The organism is Puia sp., assembly GCF_036500295.1.
In the GTDB taxonomy this organism is placed as follows: Bacteria; Bacteroidota; Bacteroidia; order Chitinophagales; family Chitinophagaceae; genus Puia.
The window spans coordinates 343672-360099 of record NZ_DASYCH010000003.1; the positions used below are offsets into that span (position 1 = coordinate 343672).

Here is a 16428-nt window from a genome sequence, read left to right on the forward strand (position 1 = left end):
AATGAAAATTCATGTATACGCCGGGCTAAAAGATTACTTTCAGCCGGAATTCGAAGTCAGCGAGCCCGTCACGAATACCGACGAGTTGAAAGCGCACTTGCTGACTCTTAACGATAAGGCCGGGGATATCCTGTCTTCCTGCAGGTTTGCCGTGGAAGAAGGCTTTATCGACAATGCGTTTAAATTGAAAGAACATGACACCATCGTCATCATTCCCCCCGCCAGTGGTGGATAGTCCCCTCGATATTGTGGGCTTGCTGAGTCGTGCGCATCATCCCGGTGCGGGTGCCGTAGTGCTTTTTAGCGGTGAGGTGCGCGAGAGTAATCAGGGCAAGGCGGTAGCTTTTCTCGAATACGAGGCTCATGTTCCGCTGGCCAGCACGATGATCGAGGAGATCCTGACAACGGCAAAACAGCGCTGGTCTTTACATTCCGCCGTCGCGCAGCATCGGACGGGGAAGGTGTCCATCGGAGATACGGCGGTGGTGGTGATCACGGCTTCGGCGCATCGCAGTGAGGCCTATGCTGCCAACCGGTATATCATCGACCGGATCAAACACGAAGCGCCCATCTGGAAATGCGAACATTATACCGACGGCACAAAGGAATGGGGCAATAACTGCAACTGCCAGGCCGTGACGGGTGACGTGAACAAGCATATTTATGAGCACGGGAACCCGGGATAACATCCGCTCATCCGGCAGGGATTTGCTGGGTATCGTTCTTTGTGGCGGGGAGAGCAGGCGTATGGGCCGGGACAAAGGTCTGCTGCAAACTGACGGGCGGCCGTGGGTTCTTCGAATGGGAGAGAAGTTGGCGCAGTGTGGGCTCTCCGTTGTTTATTCCATCAACAAAAGACAGGTTCCGGCTTATTCGGCATTGCTGCCGGCGGATCGCCTTGTCATCGATGACGAGGTGCAGGAAGGGCCGTTGAAGGGGCTCCTGAGTGTGCACCGGCTTTACCCGGCACCCGATCTGTTGGTCGTGGCCTGCGACATGCAGGACCTTGATGCGGAAACGATCGATGTCCTGATCGCGGCGTGGCAGGCAGGGGACGCCGATGGATATGCGTATGAGGTGGAGGGATTCCTTCAGCCTTTTTGCGCTATCTATACCCGCTTTCCGCCGGTTGGCGGCATCCTCTCGCTGAGCGCCTTGCTGCGGAGCGGCAGCATTCGCAGCTTGCCGGGCGACGCGAAAGCCTTCCACAACTACAATACGTTATAAGAAAGGGGGCGGTCATGGCCGCCCCTTTTTCAATTTATTGCAAAACCAACACTCTTACGGGTGTCGGATATACGATGCTCCCGTCGTCCAGGGTGACCCGGAAATAGAAGCGATTGGCCAGTTCGGCGTTTGCGGTTGCCTTCGGATTGGCCGAACTCACCGGGTATTTCTTAAAATACTCCGCGATCGTCGTCTTAAAGGTTGCCTGGTTGTTGGCAGCAGCGATCGGCGCGGTGTTGTAGAACTTGGAAGCGGAGTTTTGGATGGCTGCATAGCTGGACGAGCCGATGACTTCCGTTATCTCCTTGATGTTCTTGCCGCTGGTGCCGGTCAGGCTCAGTGTGATCGTGATGCTGCTGTCCCCGCCCAGTGAAGTCGTTACGGTTGGGTCGGGCCGGTAATCCACGGCATTCGTAACCGCAATGGGCGTCTGCCCGGGATTATAGTCGGAATAGTTGGGGCCGATGCCTTTTTGTTTGGTACAGCCGCTCAGCGAAGCGACGAAGAGAATAAAAAGGAAAACTGTTTTATTATTGATGCTCATATGATCGCAGTTTTTAGGATTGTTAAAACTTATTTTGCCCACCAGAGTTTTACATTCACCAACGGTCTTGGGTTGGGCGCATTGGGATTGGTTGAGAGCTCGCTATTGGTATAAGGCAGGCGGGTGGGGATGACTGTGGGATCATCGCCACCGGGGTTTAGCGGAAGGGCAAGCACGGGATAACCGGTGCGCCGGTAGTCATCGAATATCTCGATCCCGTTCCCACACCAGGCGATATACTTCTGCGTGATGATCTGTTGCAGCTTCTGGTCCATGGTCCCGCTGAGGTTGACAACGGTGGGATTGGCGGCGAAATAGGCGGTGATATCCGATTGGGCCATGCCGACCTTCAGCATGCTAGCCGTGATACCGGCCTGGTAATAATTGTTCGCATCGCCGGACGTACCCAGGACCAGGGCGGCTTCTGCAAGGATAAAGTTCACCTGGAAATTGGTCAGCAGGTGAATGGGACCGGCTCCGGTGTTTCCTATCAGATAAGTTCCATATTGTGAGCGGGTCGCCTGTGCCGGTGCGGGAACGGTGGAACCGTTATTGAACCCGATGAAGACGCCGTTGGGCTTGGTGAAAAGTTTCGACAACCGCAGGGTATCGTTCAGACCTTGTTCCAATGCCAGGAAACGGCTGCTGAGCATCTGGTCACCGGGCCGGTTGACATAGTTGAAATTATAGATCGGGTTTTGGTTGCCGGTTGCCGTTGCAAACGGAACATCGAAATCCAGGGCATTGGAGTTGATGTAGTTGTTCCCGTTGAGTACGCTGGTGATCACACTCTTGGCCATTGCGGGATTCTTATTCGTGAGCATGATGGCGAATTTCAACAGCAGGGTATTGCCCACCCGGCTCCATTTGGCAAGATCGCCGCCATAGATGATATCATCCGCCTTCGGTTTCAGCACGCTGGGTTTGGCAAGATCGGCCAGGCCGCTCTGTACAAGATCGAAAAGACTCTGGATACCCTGTGCGGCATTACCCTGGTAGATATCTTCCACCTTGTCGAAGCGCGGATAGGTATACTTGTCCCCCTGTCCAGCCTGGGAATAAGGGATCTCGCCCCAGATATCCGTGAGCATGGAAAAGGCATAGGCCATTTCCAGCTTGGCGATGCCGGAATAAGCCGGGCTGGTGGCGGAGTCCATGTTGATCAGGGCGACGCAGTTGTTGATGCTGCCGCCATAAAGTTCACCGTTCCACTGATTGTCGAAGGCGCCGCTGAAGTTGTAGACATCATAGCCGAGTGTTTGGTTGGCTACGCCGGCGATCTGCTGCATCATGGCAGAAGTGGCCCGGTCGAGATCATTGCCATTGGCAAAGGCAATACCTATCTCCGTAGTAGGCAGCAGCGTCGTAGGAGGCACCTTTGTCGGTGAGTTGGGTGAAGTATTGACATCCAGATATTTTTTGCAGGAACTAAATGCTATTGCAGATGATAAAAGTATAAAGATCAATTGTCGCATGTTCGTGATTTTAAACGTTAAAAGGAAACTTTCAGACTCGCGCCCATGGTCCTTGCATTGGGGGTACCCTGCAGGTCCAGTCCGCGGATGTTGCCGGCGCCCTGGGTGTTAAGTTCCGGGTCGAAGAAAGTATTCGGCGAGATGTGGAACACGTTGTTGGCAAAGACGGAGAGCCGGACATAATTCAGCTTCAGGTTCTTGGTGATGCTGTTCGGCAGGTCGTAGCCAAGGGTAATGTCCTGTAAACGGAGAACGGTCGCGTCATAGACGTTGAATTCGCTTTGCAGGCCGCCAAGCGTTTGCCAATAGGTCTGCGCCGGGATCTGGATATTGTTCTGAACATATTTCCCGTTTGAGAGGATCTCGCCGGGCAGGATCCAGGGTTTTTCGCGGTCTTTGCCCGTTTCGACCCAGGCTCCCCTGGATTTATAGGAGGCTGCCGTGAACGACAATAGCTGTCCGCCCTTGATGAAGTTGAAGGTAAACCCAAGGGACAGCGTCTTATACTTGACTGTATTCGTAATGCCGAGAATGTAATTAGGATTCGGATTGGCGAGTATCTGGTTGGCGATGGTGGTCGCATATACGCCTGTTCCCGGATTGATCAGCCGGGCGCCTGTGGTGGAATCCCGGGGGATCAGACCGCCGACGATCACGCCATAGGGCTGGCCCACCTTGATCGAGGGGATCGAGCCGATAAAAGCACTCCCAGGGATGGAGAAACTGGTGATGCCGGGGAAGATACTGACCACCTTGTTGGTGTTCTTGGTGAAATTGCCGATGATATCCCAACGAACGTTCTTGGTGGAGATGGGTTCTATCGAAAGAGTAAGTTCTATTCCCTTATTCGTCATTTTGCCTGCATTCACGGTCTTTGTGGTAAACCCGGTGGAAGGAGGAATGCCGACCGAAAAGATCTGGCTGGTGCTGATCGTATTGTAGACTGTGGCATCCAACGTGGCGCGGTTGTTCCAGAAACCCAGGTTAGCCCCGACTTCGTAGTTGGTCACGAACTCCGGTGCCAGCGTGGCAGGGGCGATGGTCGAGCTGAGGGTGAAGCCTGCGATAGAACCATACGGGAAGCTGAAGTTGGCTACGTTATTACCATACCCACCTTTCACAAACGTATTATTCAGCAGATAAGGTGGCGCATCCGTACCGACCTTCGAGACGTTCGCCCGGATCTTTCCATAGGTGAGGATCGGATTGTTGATATGGAAGGCGTCCGTGAAAACGAAAGTGGCATTCACGGAAGGGTAGAAGAAGGTATTCTTACTCTTGGTCAATGTTGACGACTGATCGGCACGGGCCGTTGCCTCGAGGAATAGGAAGTTCTTCCAGCCGAGGGACAACTGACCATAGTAACCCAGCAGACGCTGTAAGGTAGTGCTCTCACCGGAGCCGATGGCGAAATTGCTACCGTTGTTTGCGTTATAAAATCCGGGAACGGCAAGGGCATCCGCCTGGACGGTCACCACCTGGAAACGCCGTTGGTTGATGTTCTGGCCGAGAACGCCGCTGATGGTGAAATCCTTGACCAGGAAGTCGTTCTTATGTGCGGTGATGATCAGGTCGCCGTTCAGCTCGCTGCGATAGATCGTACTTTCCAGATCCTGACCGGCGGGGACGCGGGCGCTGCTGATAGCGAAGATCTGCTTTCTGCGGTCGGTATAGGCATCGATACCCAGCCGGTAGCTGACGCTCAGCCAGGAATTGATATCGATTCCTGCGTTAACATTACCGATGATGCGATAAAGATTGCTCTTGAGTGGATTTTTATATGCATCGTAATAGGGATTGTCCTGACCGGTGATGGGCCAGTTGTTGGTCCCGTCGATATTTTGATAGGTGCCCAGTTTCCTGGTGGAAGTAAGGTCGATACTCCGGGACAGGCCTTCGACGACGGCCAGGGAACTTGCCCCGTTGCCATCCAGGATACCGGTCTGCAGCGTGTTGAAAAAAGTGGCGGAACCGCCCACTTTGATCTTGTTCCGGAAAACGGTATTGCCGGCGAATTTGACATTCGTCCGTCTTAAGGAAGTATTGGGCAGGATACCATTCTGGGTCACATAACCGCCTGATAAGATAAAATTCTGTTTGGCATCGCCCCCATTGATGCTAAGACTGTTGTCGGATATCGTCCCGGTCTGGAAGAAATCGTTGATGTTGTTGGGGTAGGCCCGGTAAGTAACTGGCGCACCGTTGACAAGAAGTCCGTTGGCTACGCTTGGGGTGGCGCCGAATTTAGGACCCCAGGAGTTCCCGGAAGCGGGGTTGTAGATGCCGGTGGAGCCCTGGCCGTAGAGGTTTTGCACCTTTGGCAGGCCTTCCGCATTTTGACGGCTATAGGCGGAGCTGGCTGTTATTTCGCTTCTTCCGTTTGCGGAGCCCTTCTTCGTAACGATGATGATCGCACCTGCGGCTGCCCTTGAACCATAAAGAACGGAGGCGGAGGGTCCTTTCAGGATGTTGATGGACTCGATGCTGTTCACGTCGATATCGAGTGCGCGGTTGGCGGGCTGCTGGTCACCCAGGGTACCGTTGGGACCGCCATTGGTCCTGTCCACATCATTGCTGATGGGAACGCCGTCAACCACGAACAGCGGCTGGTTGTTGCGGGTAAAAGAGGTAATGCCCCGGATATTGATGTTCACGGACGCGCCGGCGCCGCCGCTGGCTCCCGTGATGTTGACGCCGGCTACCTTGCCTTCCATGGCGCTGATCACGTTGACCTGTCCTTTGTCTGCGAGCTGGTCGGCTTTCAATTGCTGGGTGGCATAGCCAAGAGATCGCTTGTCGCGGGTGATGCCCAGGGAGGTCACCACCACTTCCGACAACGTGTTCTGTGCGGGATGCAGGCTGATGGTGATGGATGTCTGGTCACCGATCTCGACTTCCTTGCTGATCCAGCCTATTGCCGAGATCGTCAGCGTCTTTGATTTTGGCGGAACGGAAATGGTGAAAGAACCGTCGGGGCCCGAGCTGGTACCGGCACGGCTGCCTTTGATGGTAATACTGGCGCTGGGCACCGGTTTCCCGGTTTCGTCAGTGATCTTCCCGGTGAGCGTTTTGTTTTGAGCGATCGCATGCCCAAGCAGCAGCAGACAACTGCTCATGAGCAGGAGTAGGTTCCTCATGTTGTAAGTAGTTTTGGTTAAAAGATGAGAACCTAATATAGGGAAGAATTACATGAATAAATTCACATATATATTCAATACAAAATATCTTTATTTGATAATATCTGGCGGATGAGGGTATTTAATAAACGTTTTGGGGTATGCCGGCTTGTTTTATTGACAATTAACAATGTATTAACCAGATTAAAATAAAATTAAAAATCTACCAATATGGTCTACTAAAAAAAAGATTAGTGGTTTAGCAAATGAAGAGGCCCCCTGGTTACAGGGGGCCTCTATTGAAAAGGGTGATTTAGCTTATTTTAGCTTCTTCTGAAGGTTCTGATCGATCGCATCGAGGAACTCTTCGGTATAGAGGAAGTGTTTGCCATGTTCCACTTTATTGCCATGGACGCAGATGGCGAGATCCTTGGTCATGTGACCGCTTTCCACCGTTTCGACACAGACTGCTTCGAGTGCGTCGGCAAAATCGATCAGTTCCTTATTGTTGTCGAGTTTGCCGCGGAAAGCGAGGCCGCGGGTCCAGGCGAAGATGGAGGCGATGGGGTTGGTGGAGGTAGGCTTGCCGGCCTGGTGGTCCCGGTAGTGGCGGGTTACGGTGCCATGAGCCGCTTCGGCTTCCATGATCTTGCCGTCGGGGGTGACCAGTACGGAGGTCATCAGCCCCAGCGAGCCGAAGCCCTGGGCGATGGAGTCGCTTTGTACGTCGCCGTCGTAGTTTTTGCAGGCCCATACGAAATTGCCGTTCCATTTCAATGCGCTGGCTACCATGTCATCGATGAGGCGGTGTTCGTAGACGATGCCCGCATCCTGGAAGGCCTGTTTGAACTCCTGCTGATAGATATCTTCGAAGATATCCTTGAAGCGGCCGTCGTATTTTTTGAGGATCGTGTTCTTTGTGGACAGATATAAGGGCCATTTCTTGCTAAGCGCCATATTGAAACAGCTGCGCGCAAAGCCCTTGATGGACTCGTCGGTGTTGTACATGGACAGGGCCACGCCACCCCCTTTAAAATTGTACACCTCGAAGGTCTGAGGTGCGCTGCCGTCTTCGGGGGTAAAGGTCATGGTCAGTTTGCCCTTTCCTTTGATAACCGTATCGGTAGCCCGGTACTGGTCGCCAAAGGCATGACGGCCGACGATGATGGGGGCCGTCCAGTTGGTGACCAGCCGCGGAACGTTCTTCATTACGATCGGTTCGCGGAACACGGTCCCGTCCAGGATATTGCGGATGGTCCCGTTGGGGCTCTTCCACATTTGCTTCAGGCTGAATTCTTTTACCCGCGCTTCGTCGGGGGTGATGGTGGCGCATTTGATGCCCACCCCATATTGTTTGATGGCGTTGGCGGCATCGATCGTCACCTGATCGTCCGTCTTATCGCGGTATTCGACTCCCAGGTCATAGTATTTGATATCGATATCCAAATAAGGCAGGATCAGTTTGTCTTTGATGAATTTCCAGATGATCCGGGTCATTTCGTCCCCATCCAGCTCAACCACGGGGTTGGCGACTTTGATTTTTTTGGGCATATTTCTGCTATTTTTATCTCTAAAAGGAGAGCAAACCTACAGCAAAATGCCCAAATTATGCTCGAAACGTTAAGGAAATATGTGTCCGGCTACGTCGCGTTGACGGCCGCGGAGTTCAACCTTCTGGGCGAAAAGATCATCGTCCGCAGCTTTGACCGGCGGGAGCAACTGCTAGGGGTAGGGGAGACCGAGCGATACATGAACTTCGTGGTAAAGGGATTGGTCCGGATGTATTTTAGCAAGGGCAAGACGGAGCTGATCACCAATATTGCAAAGGAAGGAGAGCTGGTCAGCAGCAGCGCCTCTTTTTTATCGGCTACGCCTTCCCATTATGCCATCGAGACCCTGGAACCCACCACGCTGCTGTCGATCACCCGGGAAGACCTGGATGCGATCTATCAGCAGAGTGTGCGGATCGAGCGGCTGGGAAGACTGCTCACCACGCAATTCGTCATGCAAAAGGAAGAGTGGGAGCACGAATGCATGCGTCTCGACACGCGGGAACGTTTTACGCGTTTTGTGGAGCGGAACCCCGATCTGATCCGGCGTGTCCCACAAAAATATCTGGCCTCTTATCTGAACATGAAACCGGAAACCTTCAGCCGTCTGAAGAACATGCCGAGAAAGCGAAACTAACCAGCAAATGAGCAACTCCGCATCATCATATAAGGCAGCCCTCGAGGACCTGTACCGTTATTTCGCCCGCTTCACGCCGTTGTCGAAGCAGGAGTTCAACCAATTCCTGCCTTATATCGAGATCCGGGAGTTCGAGAAAAAGGCCATTGTGATCAATACGGGCGAGGTTGAACGCTATCTGAATGTTATCGCCTGGGGGCTGGCGCGAAAATACCTGCCGGTGCGTAACCGGGAGATCACCGTGCAACTGGCCTCGGAAGGTCATATCGTGCATGCCGATCTTTCTTTTCATTATCGTATTCCTTCGTCCTGCGTCATCGAGACGATCGAGCCGACGGTCTTCTTCTCCATCACCTATGAGAACCTGCAGGAGGCGTATGATCTCTTCCCCAAGGCCGAGCGGCTGGGGCGGCTGCTGCTCTCCGATCTTTTTGTCAAGAAGGACAGCCGCTATTTCGACCAGCTGCGGAAGAATACCCGGGAGCGGTTTCTCGACTATGTCCGCACGCATCCGCAAATGCTGCAACGGGTGCCGCAGAAATATATCGCCTCTTATCTCAATATCAAACCGGAGACCTTCAGCCGGCTGAAACACTTGATGCGGTCAGGAAGAAAAGCGCTATAGGTTGACCACCAGCACCGGTATCTTTAACTCGTGCCGCACCGCGTTTACCGTTTCGCCAAAGACGAGATCTTTCAGGCCCCGGTGTCCGTGGGAGCCGATCACCAGCATATCTGCCTGCTGTTCGCGGGCGATGCGGGCGATCTCGCGGCTGCGATGCCGGAACCCGAGGGCGGTGTGCGCCTGCAATCCTTTCTCCTGCAGGATCGCGCGATACTGATCAAGCCGTTCCTGATCCTTGCGGGTCTCATAGTCGTCGCTTTCTTTTCCGAGCAGGTGGGCCGAAACGCTTTCCACTACATGGATCAGCAGATAGCGCGCGGCGGCGCCGCCCTGGCCTGCCGCATAGGCCAGCAACTTCTCATCGTGTTCGCTAAAATCCAGGGCGATGGCGATATGCCGGAAGGCCGGAGGGGTCCAGTCCTGTAACGCGTCGGGCTGCGGATGAAGCTGGGGTGCTTTCCGGCGGACCTGCCGGGCGATCCATGGGTGCAGCCCGATATAACAAAGCAGCGCGCAGGCGCCCAGGCTGCCCAGGACGATCAGCACTTTCCAAAGCGTATGACCGGGGGCCGCCATAAAGGGTGTCGCCTCTTCCACCACCAGTTTGACATTGAGCCAGACCAGCAGTGAGGCGGCAGCCCATGCCAGCAGCTTGATAACGGGCTTGATGCTGAACTCGCCCATCGTTTTCCTGTCGCTGACGAAATGGATCAGCGGGATAACGGCAAAGCCCAGTTGCACACTGAGGAATACCTGGCTTAACACGAGCAGGTTGTCCACTTCTTTCTCACCGAACAGCACGATCACCACCACCGCGGGAATGATCGCCAGCATCCGGGTCAGCAGCCTCCGGACCCAAGGGTTGATCCGCAACTGGAGATAGCCTTCCATTACGATCTGGCCGGCAAGGGTTCCCGTGAGCGTAGAGCTCTGGCCGGAGGCGATCAGGGCGATGGCGAACAGCTTTGGCGCCAGTGAGGTGCCCAGCATGGGGAGAAGCCGGTAGGCCTCCTTGATGGAGGCTACATCCGTCCGGCCCGTACGGAAAAAAACGGTCGCGGCCAGGATCAGGATGGCGGCATTGACCAGAAAAGCGAGGTTCAGCGCTACGGCGCTATCTAAAAAATTGATCTTTAGTGCCCTTCGGACATGCTTCGCACCGGGCAGGATCTTTCTCGTCTGGACGAGCGCCGAGTGCAGATAGAGATTGTGCGGCATCACTGTCGCCCCGATGATACCGATGGCGATATACAGTGCTTCCTTGCCCTGCAGCCGGGGAACGAACCCGCTCAGGATATCGGCCGGCGCGGGGTGGGCCAGAAGGATCTCCACGAGGAACGAGCCGCCGACCACTGCGATCAGCCCGATGACAAAAGCTTCCATCCGCCGCATCCCCATCCGTTGAAGAAACAGCAGCAGGAAGGTATCGAGCACGGTGATAAATACGCCGTACACGAGGGGAAGACCTGTCAGCAGTTCGAGCCCGATGGCCATCCCCAGTACCTCGGCCAGGTCGCAGGCGGCGATGGCGATCTCCGCCAGTACATAGAGGGGGATGTTGATATAGGCCGGGTAGACTTCGCGGTTGGCCTGTGCCAGGTCCCGGCCGCGGACGATCCCCAGCCTCGCAGCCAGGTTCTGCAGGAGGATGGCCATCAGGTTGCTCATCAGCAGCACCCAGAGCAGTGAATAGCCGAAGCGGCTGCCGCCGGCCAGATCGGTGGCCCAGTTGCCTGGATCCATATATCCTACGCTGACCAGATAGGCCGGACCGAAGAAGACAAAAAGTTGCCGCCACCAGGGGCCTTTCCTGGTGGTCGTGTCGATACTGCCATGCACTTCGCTAAGACTGACGTCTTTCTGTTGGTGGTTGATCATCGGTTACCAAAACGTTTTTTGCCACCCTGGCGCTGAGCGTAACGGGGGAGCGGTTGCTCACCTTTACTTCCAGGGAGTCATCAAAAGGAAATTTTTTTCTTATCTCGAGCCGGGTGCCCAGCCGGATGTGATTATGCTGCAGGACCTCCAGCATCTCGGTGGTCTGACTGGCGATACCCGACACCTGCACCACTTTGTTGAGGGGCAGATCGGCGAGCGAGATCTGCCGGCGGACCTGCATGCGACCCTGGCTGTCCGGGATCGGGTCGCCATGGGGATCTGTCTCGGGGTGACCCAGGAAGGCATCCAGCCGGTCGATCAGCGCCCGGCTGCTGATATGTTCCAGTTCTTCGGCGATCTCATGTACCTCATCCCAGCCGAACTGCAATTTCTTCACGAGGAAATACTCCCAGAGCCGGTGCTTGCGGATCACCTGGACAGCGGTCTTGCGGCCTTCATTGTTCAGCTTGAAACCCCTGTACCGTTCGTAGAGCAGCAGCTTTTGTTCCTTTAGCTTCTTTAGCATGTCGGTGACGGATGCAGGCTTTGTGCCAAGGGCCGCTGCCAGGGCGTTGGTCGTGACGAGGCCCTGTTCCTGTTGCAGATGGAAGATGGCCTTGAGATAATTTTCTCTGCTGGCGGAATGCTTCATATTTGATTCGACTAAAATTAAATTTAGACAAATCTAAAATTAAAATTCGGAATTGCAAGGGATAATTTGGTTATTTTTACCGCGTAAACCTGGTTCGTGTATGTTCAAATACCTGTTGCTGATCGCATTATCAATGGTGATGATTTCGTGTAAGAGCAAGAAGGTTTCGCTGGCGACCAACGATGAAGAGGTGAGTATCGCTGATTTTCTGGAGTTCTTTCAGCCCATGAAACTGCCCTATCAGGTAGGGGACACGATCCTGAAGCGGAAGGAGCCGGAGTCTTCGGTGATCAATGCCAGGCTTTTTGCAAGATTCGTTCCGGACTCCATCATTACCCGCCTCTTTGGCAAGGAACAGCATCCCCATCTTTATGCCATCGGAAAGATCAGCGTCCCGGACGCGGAGAAATATGTTTTTGTAAAAGCAACGACGAGCCAGCGCAGGGCTTTGTACATCCTTTGCTTTGACAAGAAAGACCATTTTGCTGCCGCCCGGCCCGTTCTTTATTCGGACAATGAATCCGGGGTCAGCGGGCTGGCAACGCTGGATAATAAGTACACCCTTACGATCCTGCATCAGCGAAAGGGCTCCGATGGCCAGATCGTCTACCACAAGGATGCCTATATTTTCAACGGTGATGCGGGTCTCATGCTGATCCTCACCGAATCGAACGAGCAAAAAACAAAGGCGCCCCCCGTTTATAATCCCATCGACACCTTGCCGCGCAAACATAAGTTCTCGGGTGATTACGCGCAGGACAAGCGCAACATCGTCACCATCCGGGATGGGAAGGACGCTTCGCGTTTCCTGTTTTTCATCCATTTCGAGAAGAACGACGGCTCCTGCAAGGGGGAATTAAAAGGTGAGGCAAAATTCGTGGCCCCCGGCGTCGCACGGTATCGGGCATATTCCGACCCCTGTGCGATCGAATTCACCTTCATTCCCGAAGGTGTTTCCCTCAAGGAACAGGGTGGTTGCGGCGTGCACCGGGATATCAGATGCTTCTTCGAAGGGTATTTCGGGAAGCGAAAGACAAAAGAAAAACCCACCGACCATAAGCCGCATCGCAATTGATATCCTATTAATCCGTTATATTGCGTACATTTTACATATAGGAATGATTAACTGGTTTTGCTTATGAACTTTAAGAACTATGCGGTGCCATACACTGTCGATGAGCAGTATTCGAAAAAAGTAGCTTATTTCTCGATGGAGTTTGCTGTGCACCAGCCGTTGAAGATCTATAGCGGTGGCTTGGGATTTTTGGCGGGCTCGCATTTGCGTAGTGCGTATGAACTGCGGCAGAATATGATCAATATCGGTATCCTTTGGAAATATGGTTATTATGATCAGGCCCGCAATCTCGACCAGACCCTGCAGGTGACCTGGATGGAGAAACTATACAGCTTTCTGGAGGACACGGGCATCCGTTACCAGGTGACTATTCATGACCATCCCGTCTGGGTAAAGGTCTGGTATCTCAATCCGGAGACTTTCAAGAGCGCGCCGTTGTTTTTGTTGAGTACGGATGTGCCGGAGAACGACTATGTCTCGCAGACGATCACGCATCGATTATATGATGCAAATGTTGCAACCAAGGTAGCGCAGTTTATCTTACTGGGAGTAGGCGGGGCGAAACTTGTGGACGAACTCGGCTTCAACCCCGATCTCTACCATTTCAACGAGGCGCATGCCATCAGTGCCAGTTTCTATCTCTATCAGAAATACGACCGCAATATCGACGAGGTGCGCAAAAGGCTTGTCTTTACGACGCACACGCCGGAAGAGGCGGGCAACGAGAAACACGATATCTATCTCTGTCATAAGATGAGTTATTTCTGCGGCTTGTCCGTGGAGGAGGTAAAGAAACTGACGGGGCTGGATGACGACGCGTTCAATCATTCGCTTGTCGCGCTGCGGTTCGCGCATTTGGCCAATGGGGTCTCTCAATTGCATGGCACGGTTTCCCGCGCCATGTGGGGGAAGTACAAGGATGTTTGCCCCATCATCGCCATCACCAATGCCCAGAACTGGCGCTATTGGGCCGACAAAGAGCTTTATCGCAAGATGGAGGAGGGGAACGATTATTGGTGGGACGACCGCAAGAAATACATGAAGAAGCGGGCTTTTGAGCTGGTTGCCGACCAGACCGGGAAGGTCTTCGATCCAAACGTCTTTACCATCGTCTGGGCCCGGCGATTCGCGGGTTACAAGCGGGCCGGGCTTTTGGCGAGGGACATGGACCGGTTCAACAAGCTGATCAGTGATATCCGGCATCCCGTCCAGATCATCTGGGCCGGCAAGCCCTATCCCATGGACTATCCGGCGATCAACGAGTTCAACCACCTGGTCCATCTCAGCAAGAATTATAAGAATGTCGCCGTGCTTGTCGGGTATGAGCTGGCGTTGTCCAAGCGGATGAAACAGGCGGCAGACTGCTGGCTGAACAATCCGCGGGTTCCGCGCGAAGCGTCCGGCACCAGCGGGATGACGGCAGCGATGAACGGCGCCGTCAACTTTTCCACGGATGACGGCTGGATACCCGAATTCGTCAACCACGGCAACAATGGATTTGTGGTCCCCAAGGCGGACTATGGCAATATGCATGTGGAGGCGGTGGACGATTACGATCTGAACAAGCTGTACGAGATCCTCCTGAACGAGATCCTGCCTACCTATTACGACAACTATGACACCTGGAGGCAGATCGCGAAAAACGGCATGCGGGATGTCCGGTACCAGTTTGATGCCGGCCGGATGGCGCATGAATACTATGATCAGCTGTATAAATAACCGGTTTATGTAATTTTACGCGTGGTCGCATCCTGAGGGAGTACTATTCATCAAAACTCTTTCATATGCGACCACAGCCTTTTTTAGCCCTTTTATTTACCCTCTCCCTGTTCACCGCAAGAGCAGGCGAAGGAAAGCATGTCGTTTCTTCCACTCTCCGGTCGGTGACCGTCTACCGCAGCGGCGCGGAGCTGGTGCATACCGCCACTGTCCGCCTCGAACGCGGCGCCAACGAGCTGGTGGTCGGCGACCTCAGCAATGCGATCGATATCTCCAGCATCCGCATCGGCTGCACTTCCGGCGTATCGATCCTGTCGGTGACCTTTTCCACCGATCACCTCCAGCCGGAGACCGTCAGCCCCTTCATAAAAAAACTGCAGGACTCTATCGCCGGTATCAAAAAAGAACTCACGCGATTGGACGTGCTGACAAAATCCGCCAACGAGCTGCTTCAGCTGCTTGACGGCAACAAGAGCATCGGGAGTGCCGGCACGGGGGTCACCGTGGCCGAACTGTCGAAGATGATGGACTACTACAAGCAGAAAGAGGTGGAACTTCGAACCGAGCTCAGCGGTTATGCTGAGCGCTCACAGCAATTGAAGCAACTGGCCGACCGGCTCGACAGCCAGATAAAGGAGGACGAAAGGAAGAACACGGCTACGGCCGGCAGCCTGGTCCTGCAGGTGATGAGCCCGATGGCCGGCGCCTGCGATCTGACGGTCTCTTACCTTACGACGGCCGCTCACTGGGAACCTTCCTACGATCTCAAGGTGGATAACGACAAGGACCCGCTGCATATCTTCTACAAGGCCCGGGTTGTGCAGACTTCGGGCATCGACTGGAAGCAGGTAAAACTCAGCCTTTCCACCTCGCTGCCCTCACAGGGGGGCAATGCGCCGGTGCTGAAGACCCGCTTCCTGCAGTTTGTCGAGGCGATGGCCGGCAGTGCGGGATATCTTGCCGCGCCTTCGCCGGCGAACAATGCTTTTGAGAACAGGCTGGACTACAGGCTCAGCGGAGCGCAAATCCAGATTAGAGGACTTAATTCATTCAATAAGGCAGCCGATCCCCTGTATATCGTCAACGGCCGGGAGGTTACGAGTTCCGAGATCGCCAATCTTGATCCCAAAACGATCCAGAAGATCGACGTCCTGAAGGGCGCGGACGCCACTGCGGTCTATGGTTCGCGCGCGGCCGGAGGTGTGATCCTCATCACCCTGAAGGACGAACTGGGCGATTATGTATCGGTCAGCGATCGGACGATGGACGCCGTCTTCGACATCGATCTTCCTTACGACATACCCGGCAATGGAATGGAGCAGGGTGTCGTTTTAAAGGAATATCGCCTGCCCTGCGTGTACCAGTATTACGCCGCGCCGGGGGTTGACCGCGACACTTATCTCCTTGGGAAATTGACGGGCTGGGAAAAGCTGAACCTGTTGCCCGGGGAAGCCAGCATCATGGTGGAAGGAACGTATATCGGCAAATCGCGCATCGATCCGGGTTCGATCCAGGATACCCTCAACCTCACCCTGGGCCGGGATAAGCGGATCGTCGTCAGGAAAGAGAAAGTCGCGGATTTCAGCAGCGTAAAATTCCTGGGCTCAGACAAAAAGCAGGTGTTTACCTACGAGATCACTGTCCGCAACAACAAAAAAGAGAAAGCGCGGATGTTGCTGAAGGATCAGTACCCGATCTCATCGAACAAGGACATCGAGACGGCATTGCTGGAGAACGGCGGCGCATCGGTGAATAAGGACACCGGGATCCTCACGTGGGACCTCGAACTGGCACCGGGCGAAAGCCGTTCCTACCGCATTAGCTACAGTGTGAAATATCCAAAGGACAAGGATTTGAATATTAGATGAATATAAAAGAATACAAGGGTCTACTGGGACCCTTGTTTCCGTTAGTACACCCGTCAGTTTTA

14 protein-coding genes are annotated in these 16428 nt (G+C 54.0%); 8 read left to right on the top strand and 6 right to left on the bottom strand.

Annotated features, from left to right (window positions below):
- Position 1: 1 nt before the first annotated feature.
- The 3 genes from VGM48_RS02085 to VGM48_RS02095 are packed head-to-tail and all read left to right on the top strand — an operon-like array spanning position 2 to position 1227.
- Positions 2–235 carry a MoaD/ThiS family protein gene (locus VGM48_RS02085; protein WP_331576050.1) on the top strand — a complete coding sequence of 78 codons (234 nt, stop codon included), beginning with the start codon at positions 2–4 and terminating at the stop codon, positions 233–235.
- A complete protein-coding gene (locus tag VGM48_RS02090) occupies positions 195–686 on the top strand; it encodes a molybdenum cofactor biosynthesis protein MoaE (RefSeq protein WP_331576051.1) in 492 nt (163 codons plus the stop codon). Before VGM48_RS02085 ends, VGM48_RS02090 begins: the two co-directional genes overlap by 41 nt.
- A complete protein-coding gene (locus tag VGM48_RS02095; RefSeq protein ID WP_331576052.1) occupies positions 664–1227 on the top strand; it encodes a molybdenum cofactor guanylyltransferase in 564 nt (187 codons plus the stop codon). The genes VGM48_RS02090 and VGM48_RS02095 overlap by 23 nt, the downstream gene beginning before the upstream one ends.
- Before the next feature lie 34 nt (positions 1228–1261).
- Here VGM48_RS02095 and VGM48_RS02100 read toward each other — a convergent pair whose 3' ends face one another.
- The 4 genes from VGM48_RS02100 to VGM48_RS02115 form a co-directional block, all read right to left on the bottom strand.
- A complete protein-coding gene (locus VGM48_RS02100) occupies positions 1262–1771 on the bottom strand; it encodes a hypothetical protein (RefSeq protein ID WP_331576053.1) in 510 nt (169 codons plus the stop codon).
- A gap of 29 nt (positions 1772–1800) precedes the next feature.
- A complete protein-coding gene (locus VGM48_RS02105; protein ID WP_331576054.1) occupies positions 1801–3246 on the bottom strand; it encodes a SusD/RagB family nutrient-binding outer membrane lipoprotein in 1446 nt (481 codons plus the stop codon).
- A 17-nt stretch (positions 3247–3263) separates the two neighbouring features.
- A complete protein-coding gene (locus VGM48_RS02110; RefSeq protein ID WP_331576055.1) occupies positions 3264–6383 on the bottom strand; it encodes a SusC/RagA family TonB-linked outer membrane protein in 3120 nt (1039 codons plus the stop codon).
- A 297-nt stretch (positions 6384–6680) separates the two neighbouring features.
- Positions 6681–7913, bottom strand: coding sequence for an isocitrate dehydrogenase (NADP(+)) (locus VGM48_RS02115; protein WP_331576056.1), 1233 nt, complete (start codon positions 7911–7913; stop codon positions 6681–6683).
- A 57-nt stretch (positions 7914–7970) separates the two neighbouring features.
- On the opposite strand from VGM48_RS02115, the gene VGM48_RS02120 reads away from it, so the two are divergent.
- Together VGM48_RS02120 and VGM48_RS02125 are read left to right on the top strand one after the other, a co-directional pair.
- Positions 7971–8549, top strand: coding sequence for a Crp/Fnr family transcriptional regulator (locus VGM48_RS02120; RefSeq protein ID WP_331576057.1), 579 nt, complete (start codon positions 7971–7973; stop codon positions 8547–8549).
- 7 nt (positions 8550–8556) lie between these two features.
- A complete protein-coding gene (locus VGM48_RS02125) occupies positions 8557–9174 on the top strand; it encodes a Crp/Fnr family transcriptional regulator (RefSeq protein WP_331576058.1) in 618 nt (205 codons plus the stop codon).
- Here the strand turns inward: VGM48_RS02125 and VGM48_RS02130 are convergent.
- Entirely contained in the window at positions 9169–11052 is a 1884-nt protein-coding gene (locus VGM48_RS02130) for an Nramp family divalent metal transporter (RefSeq protein ID WP_331576059.1), read from the bottom strand. The genes VGM48_RS02125 and VGM48_RS02130 overlap by 6 nt on opposite strands.
- Entirely contained in the window at positions 11018–11704 is a 687-nt protein-coding gene (locus VGM48_RS02135) for a metal-dependent transcriptional regulator (RefSeq protein ID WP_331576060.1), read from the bottom strand. The genes VGM48_RS02130 and VGM48_RS02135 overlap by 35 nt, the downstream gene beginning before the upstream one ends.
- A 100-nt stretch (positions 11705–11804) precedes the next feature.
- Here VGM48_RS02135 and VGM48_RS02140 point away from each other — a divergent pair, with 100 nt between their 5' ends.
- The 3 genes from VGM48_RS02140 to VGM48_RS02150 all read left to right on the top strand — a co-directional run bounded on the left by VGM48_RS02140 (position 11805) and on the right by VGM48_RS02150 (position 16366).
- Positions 11805–12779: a hypothetical protein gene (locus tag VGM48_RS02140; RefSeq protein WP_331576061.1), complete on the top strand. Its 975-nt coding sequence runs from the start codon at positions 11805–11807 to the stop codon at positions 12777–12779.
- Between the two features lie 63 nt (positions 12780–12842).
- The gene (gene glgP / locus VGM48_RS02145) at positions 12843–14498 is read left to right on the top strand and encodes an alpha-glucan family phosphorylase (RefSeq protein WP_331576062.1); all 1656 of its coding nucleotides are present in this window, start codon (positions 12843–12845) and stop codon (positions 14496–14498) included.
- A 65-nt stretch (positions 14499–14563) separates the two neighbouring features.
- A complete protein-coding gene (locus VGM48_RS02150) occupies positions 14564–16366 on the top strand; it encodes a DUF4139 domain-containing protein (protein WP_331576063.1) in 1803 nt (600 codons plus the stop codon).
- The last annotated feature ends 62 nt before the right edge of the window (positions 16367–16428 follow it).

What these genes read in the sequence shown, in the direction of transcription:
- VGM48_RS02085 (WP_331576050.1), top strand. Translation starts at nt 2, where the DNA reads ATGAAAATTCATGTATACGCCGGGCTAAAAGATTACTTTCAGCCGGAA.
- VGM48_RS02090 (WP_331576051.1), top strand. Translation starts at nt 195, where the DNA reads ATGACACCATCGTCATCATTCCCCCCGCCAGTGGTGGATAGTCCCCTC.
- VGM48_RS02095 (WP_331576052.1), top strand. Translation starts at nt 664, where the DNA reads ATGAGCACGGGAACCCGGGATAACATCCGCTCATCCGGCAGGGATTTG.
- VGM48_RS02100 (WP_331576053.1), bottom strand. Translation starts at nt 1,771, where the DNA reads ATGAGCATCAATAATAAAACAGTTTTCCTTTTTATTCTCTTCGTCGCT.
- VGM48_RS02105 (WP_331576054.1), bottom strand. Translation starts at nt 3,246, where the DNA reads ATGCGACAATTGATCTTTATACTTTTATCATCTGCAATAGCATTTAGT.
- VGM48_RS02110 (WP_331576055.1), bottom strand. Translation starts at nt 6,383, where the DNA reads ATGAGGAACCTACTCCTGCTCATGAGCAGTTGTCTGCTGCTGCTTGGG.
- VGM48_RS02115 (WP_331576056.1), bottom strand. Translation starts at nt 7,913, where the DNA reads ATGCCCAAAAAAATCAAAGTCGCCAACCCCGTGGTTGAGCTGGATGGG.
- VGM48_RS02120 (WP_331576057.1), top strand. Translation starts at nt 7,971, where the DNA reads ATGCTCGAAACGTTAAGGAAATATGTGTCCGGCTACGTCGCGTTGACG.
- VGM48_RS02125 (WP_331576058.1), top strand. Translation starts at nt 8,557, where the DNA reads ATGAGCAACTCCGCATCATCATATAAGGCAGCCCTCGAGGACCTGTAC.
- VGM48_RS02130 (WP_331576059.1), bottom strand. Translation starts at nt 11,052, where the DNA reads ATGATCAACCACCAACAGAAAGACGTCAGTCTTAGCGAAGTGCATGGC.
- VGM48_RS02135 (WP_331576060.1), bottom strand. Translation starts at nt 11,704, where the DNA reads ATGAAGCATTCCGCCAGCAGAGAAAATTATCTCAAGGCCATCTTCCAT.
- VGM48_RS02140 (WP_331576061.1), top strand. Translation starts at nt 11,805, where the DNA reads ATGTTCAAATACCTGTTGCTGATCGCATTATCAATGGTGATGATTTCG.
- glgP (WP_331576062.1), top strand. Translation starts at nt 12,843, where the DNA reads ATGAACTTTAAGAACTATGCGGTGCCATACACTGTCGATGAGCAGTAT.
- VGM48_RS02150 (WP_331576063.1), top strand. Translation starts at nt 14,564, where the DNA reads ATGCGACCACAGCCTTTTTTAGCCCTTTTATTTACCCTCTCCCTGTTC.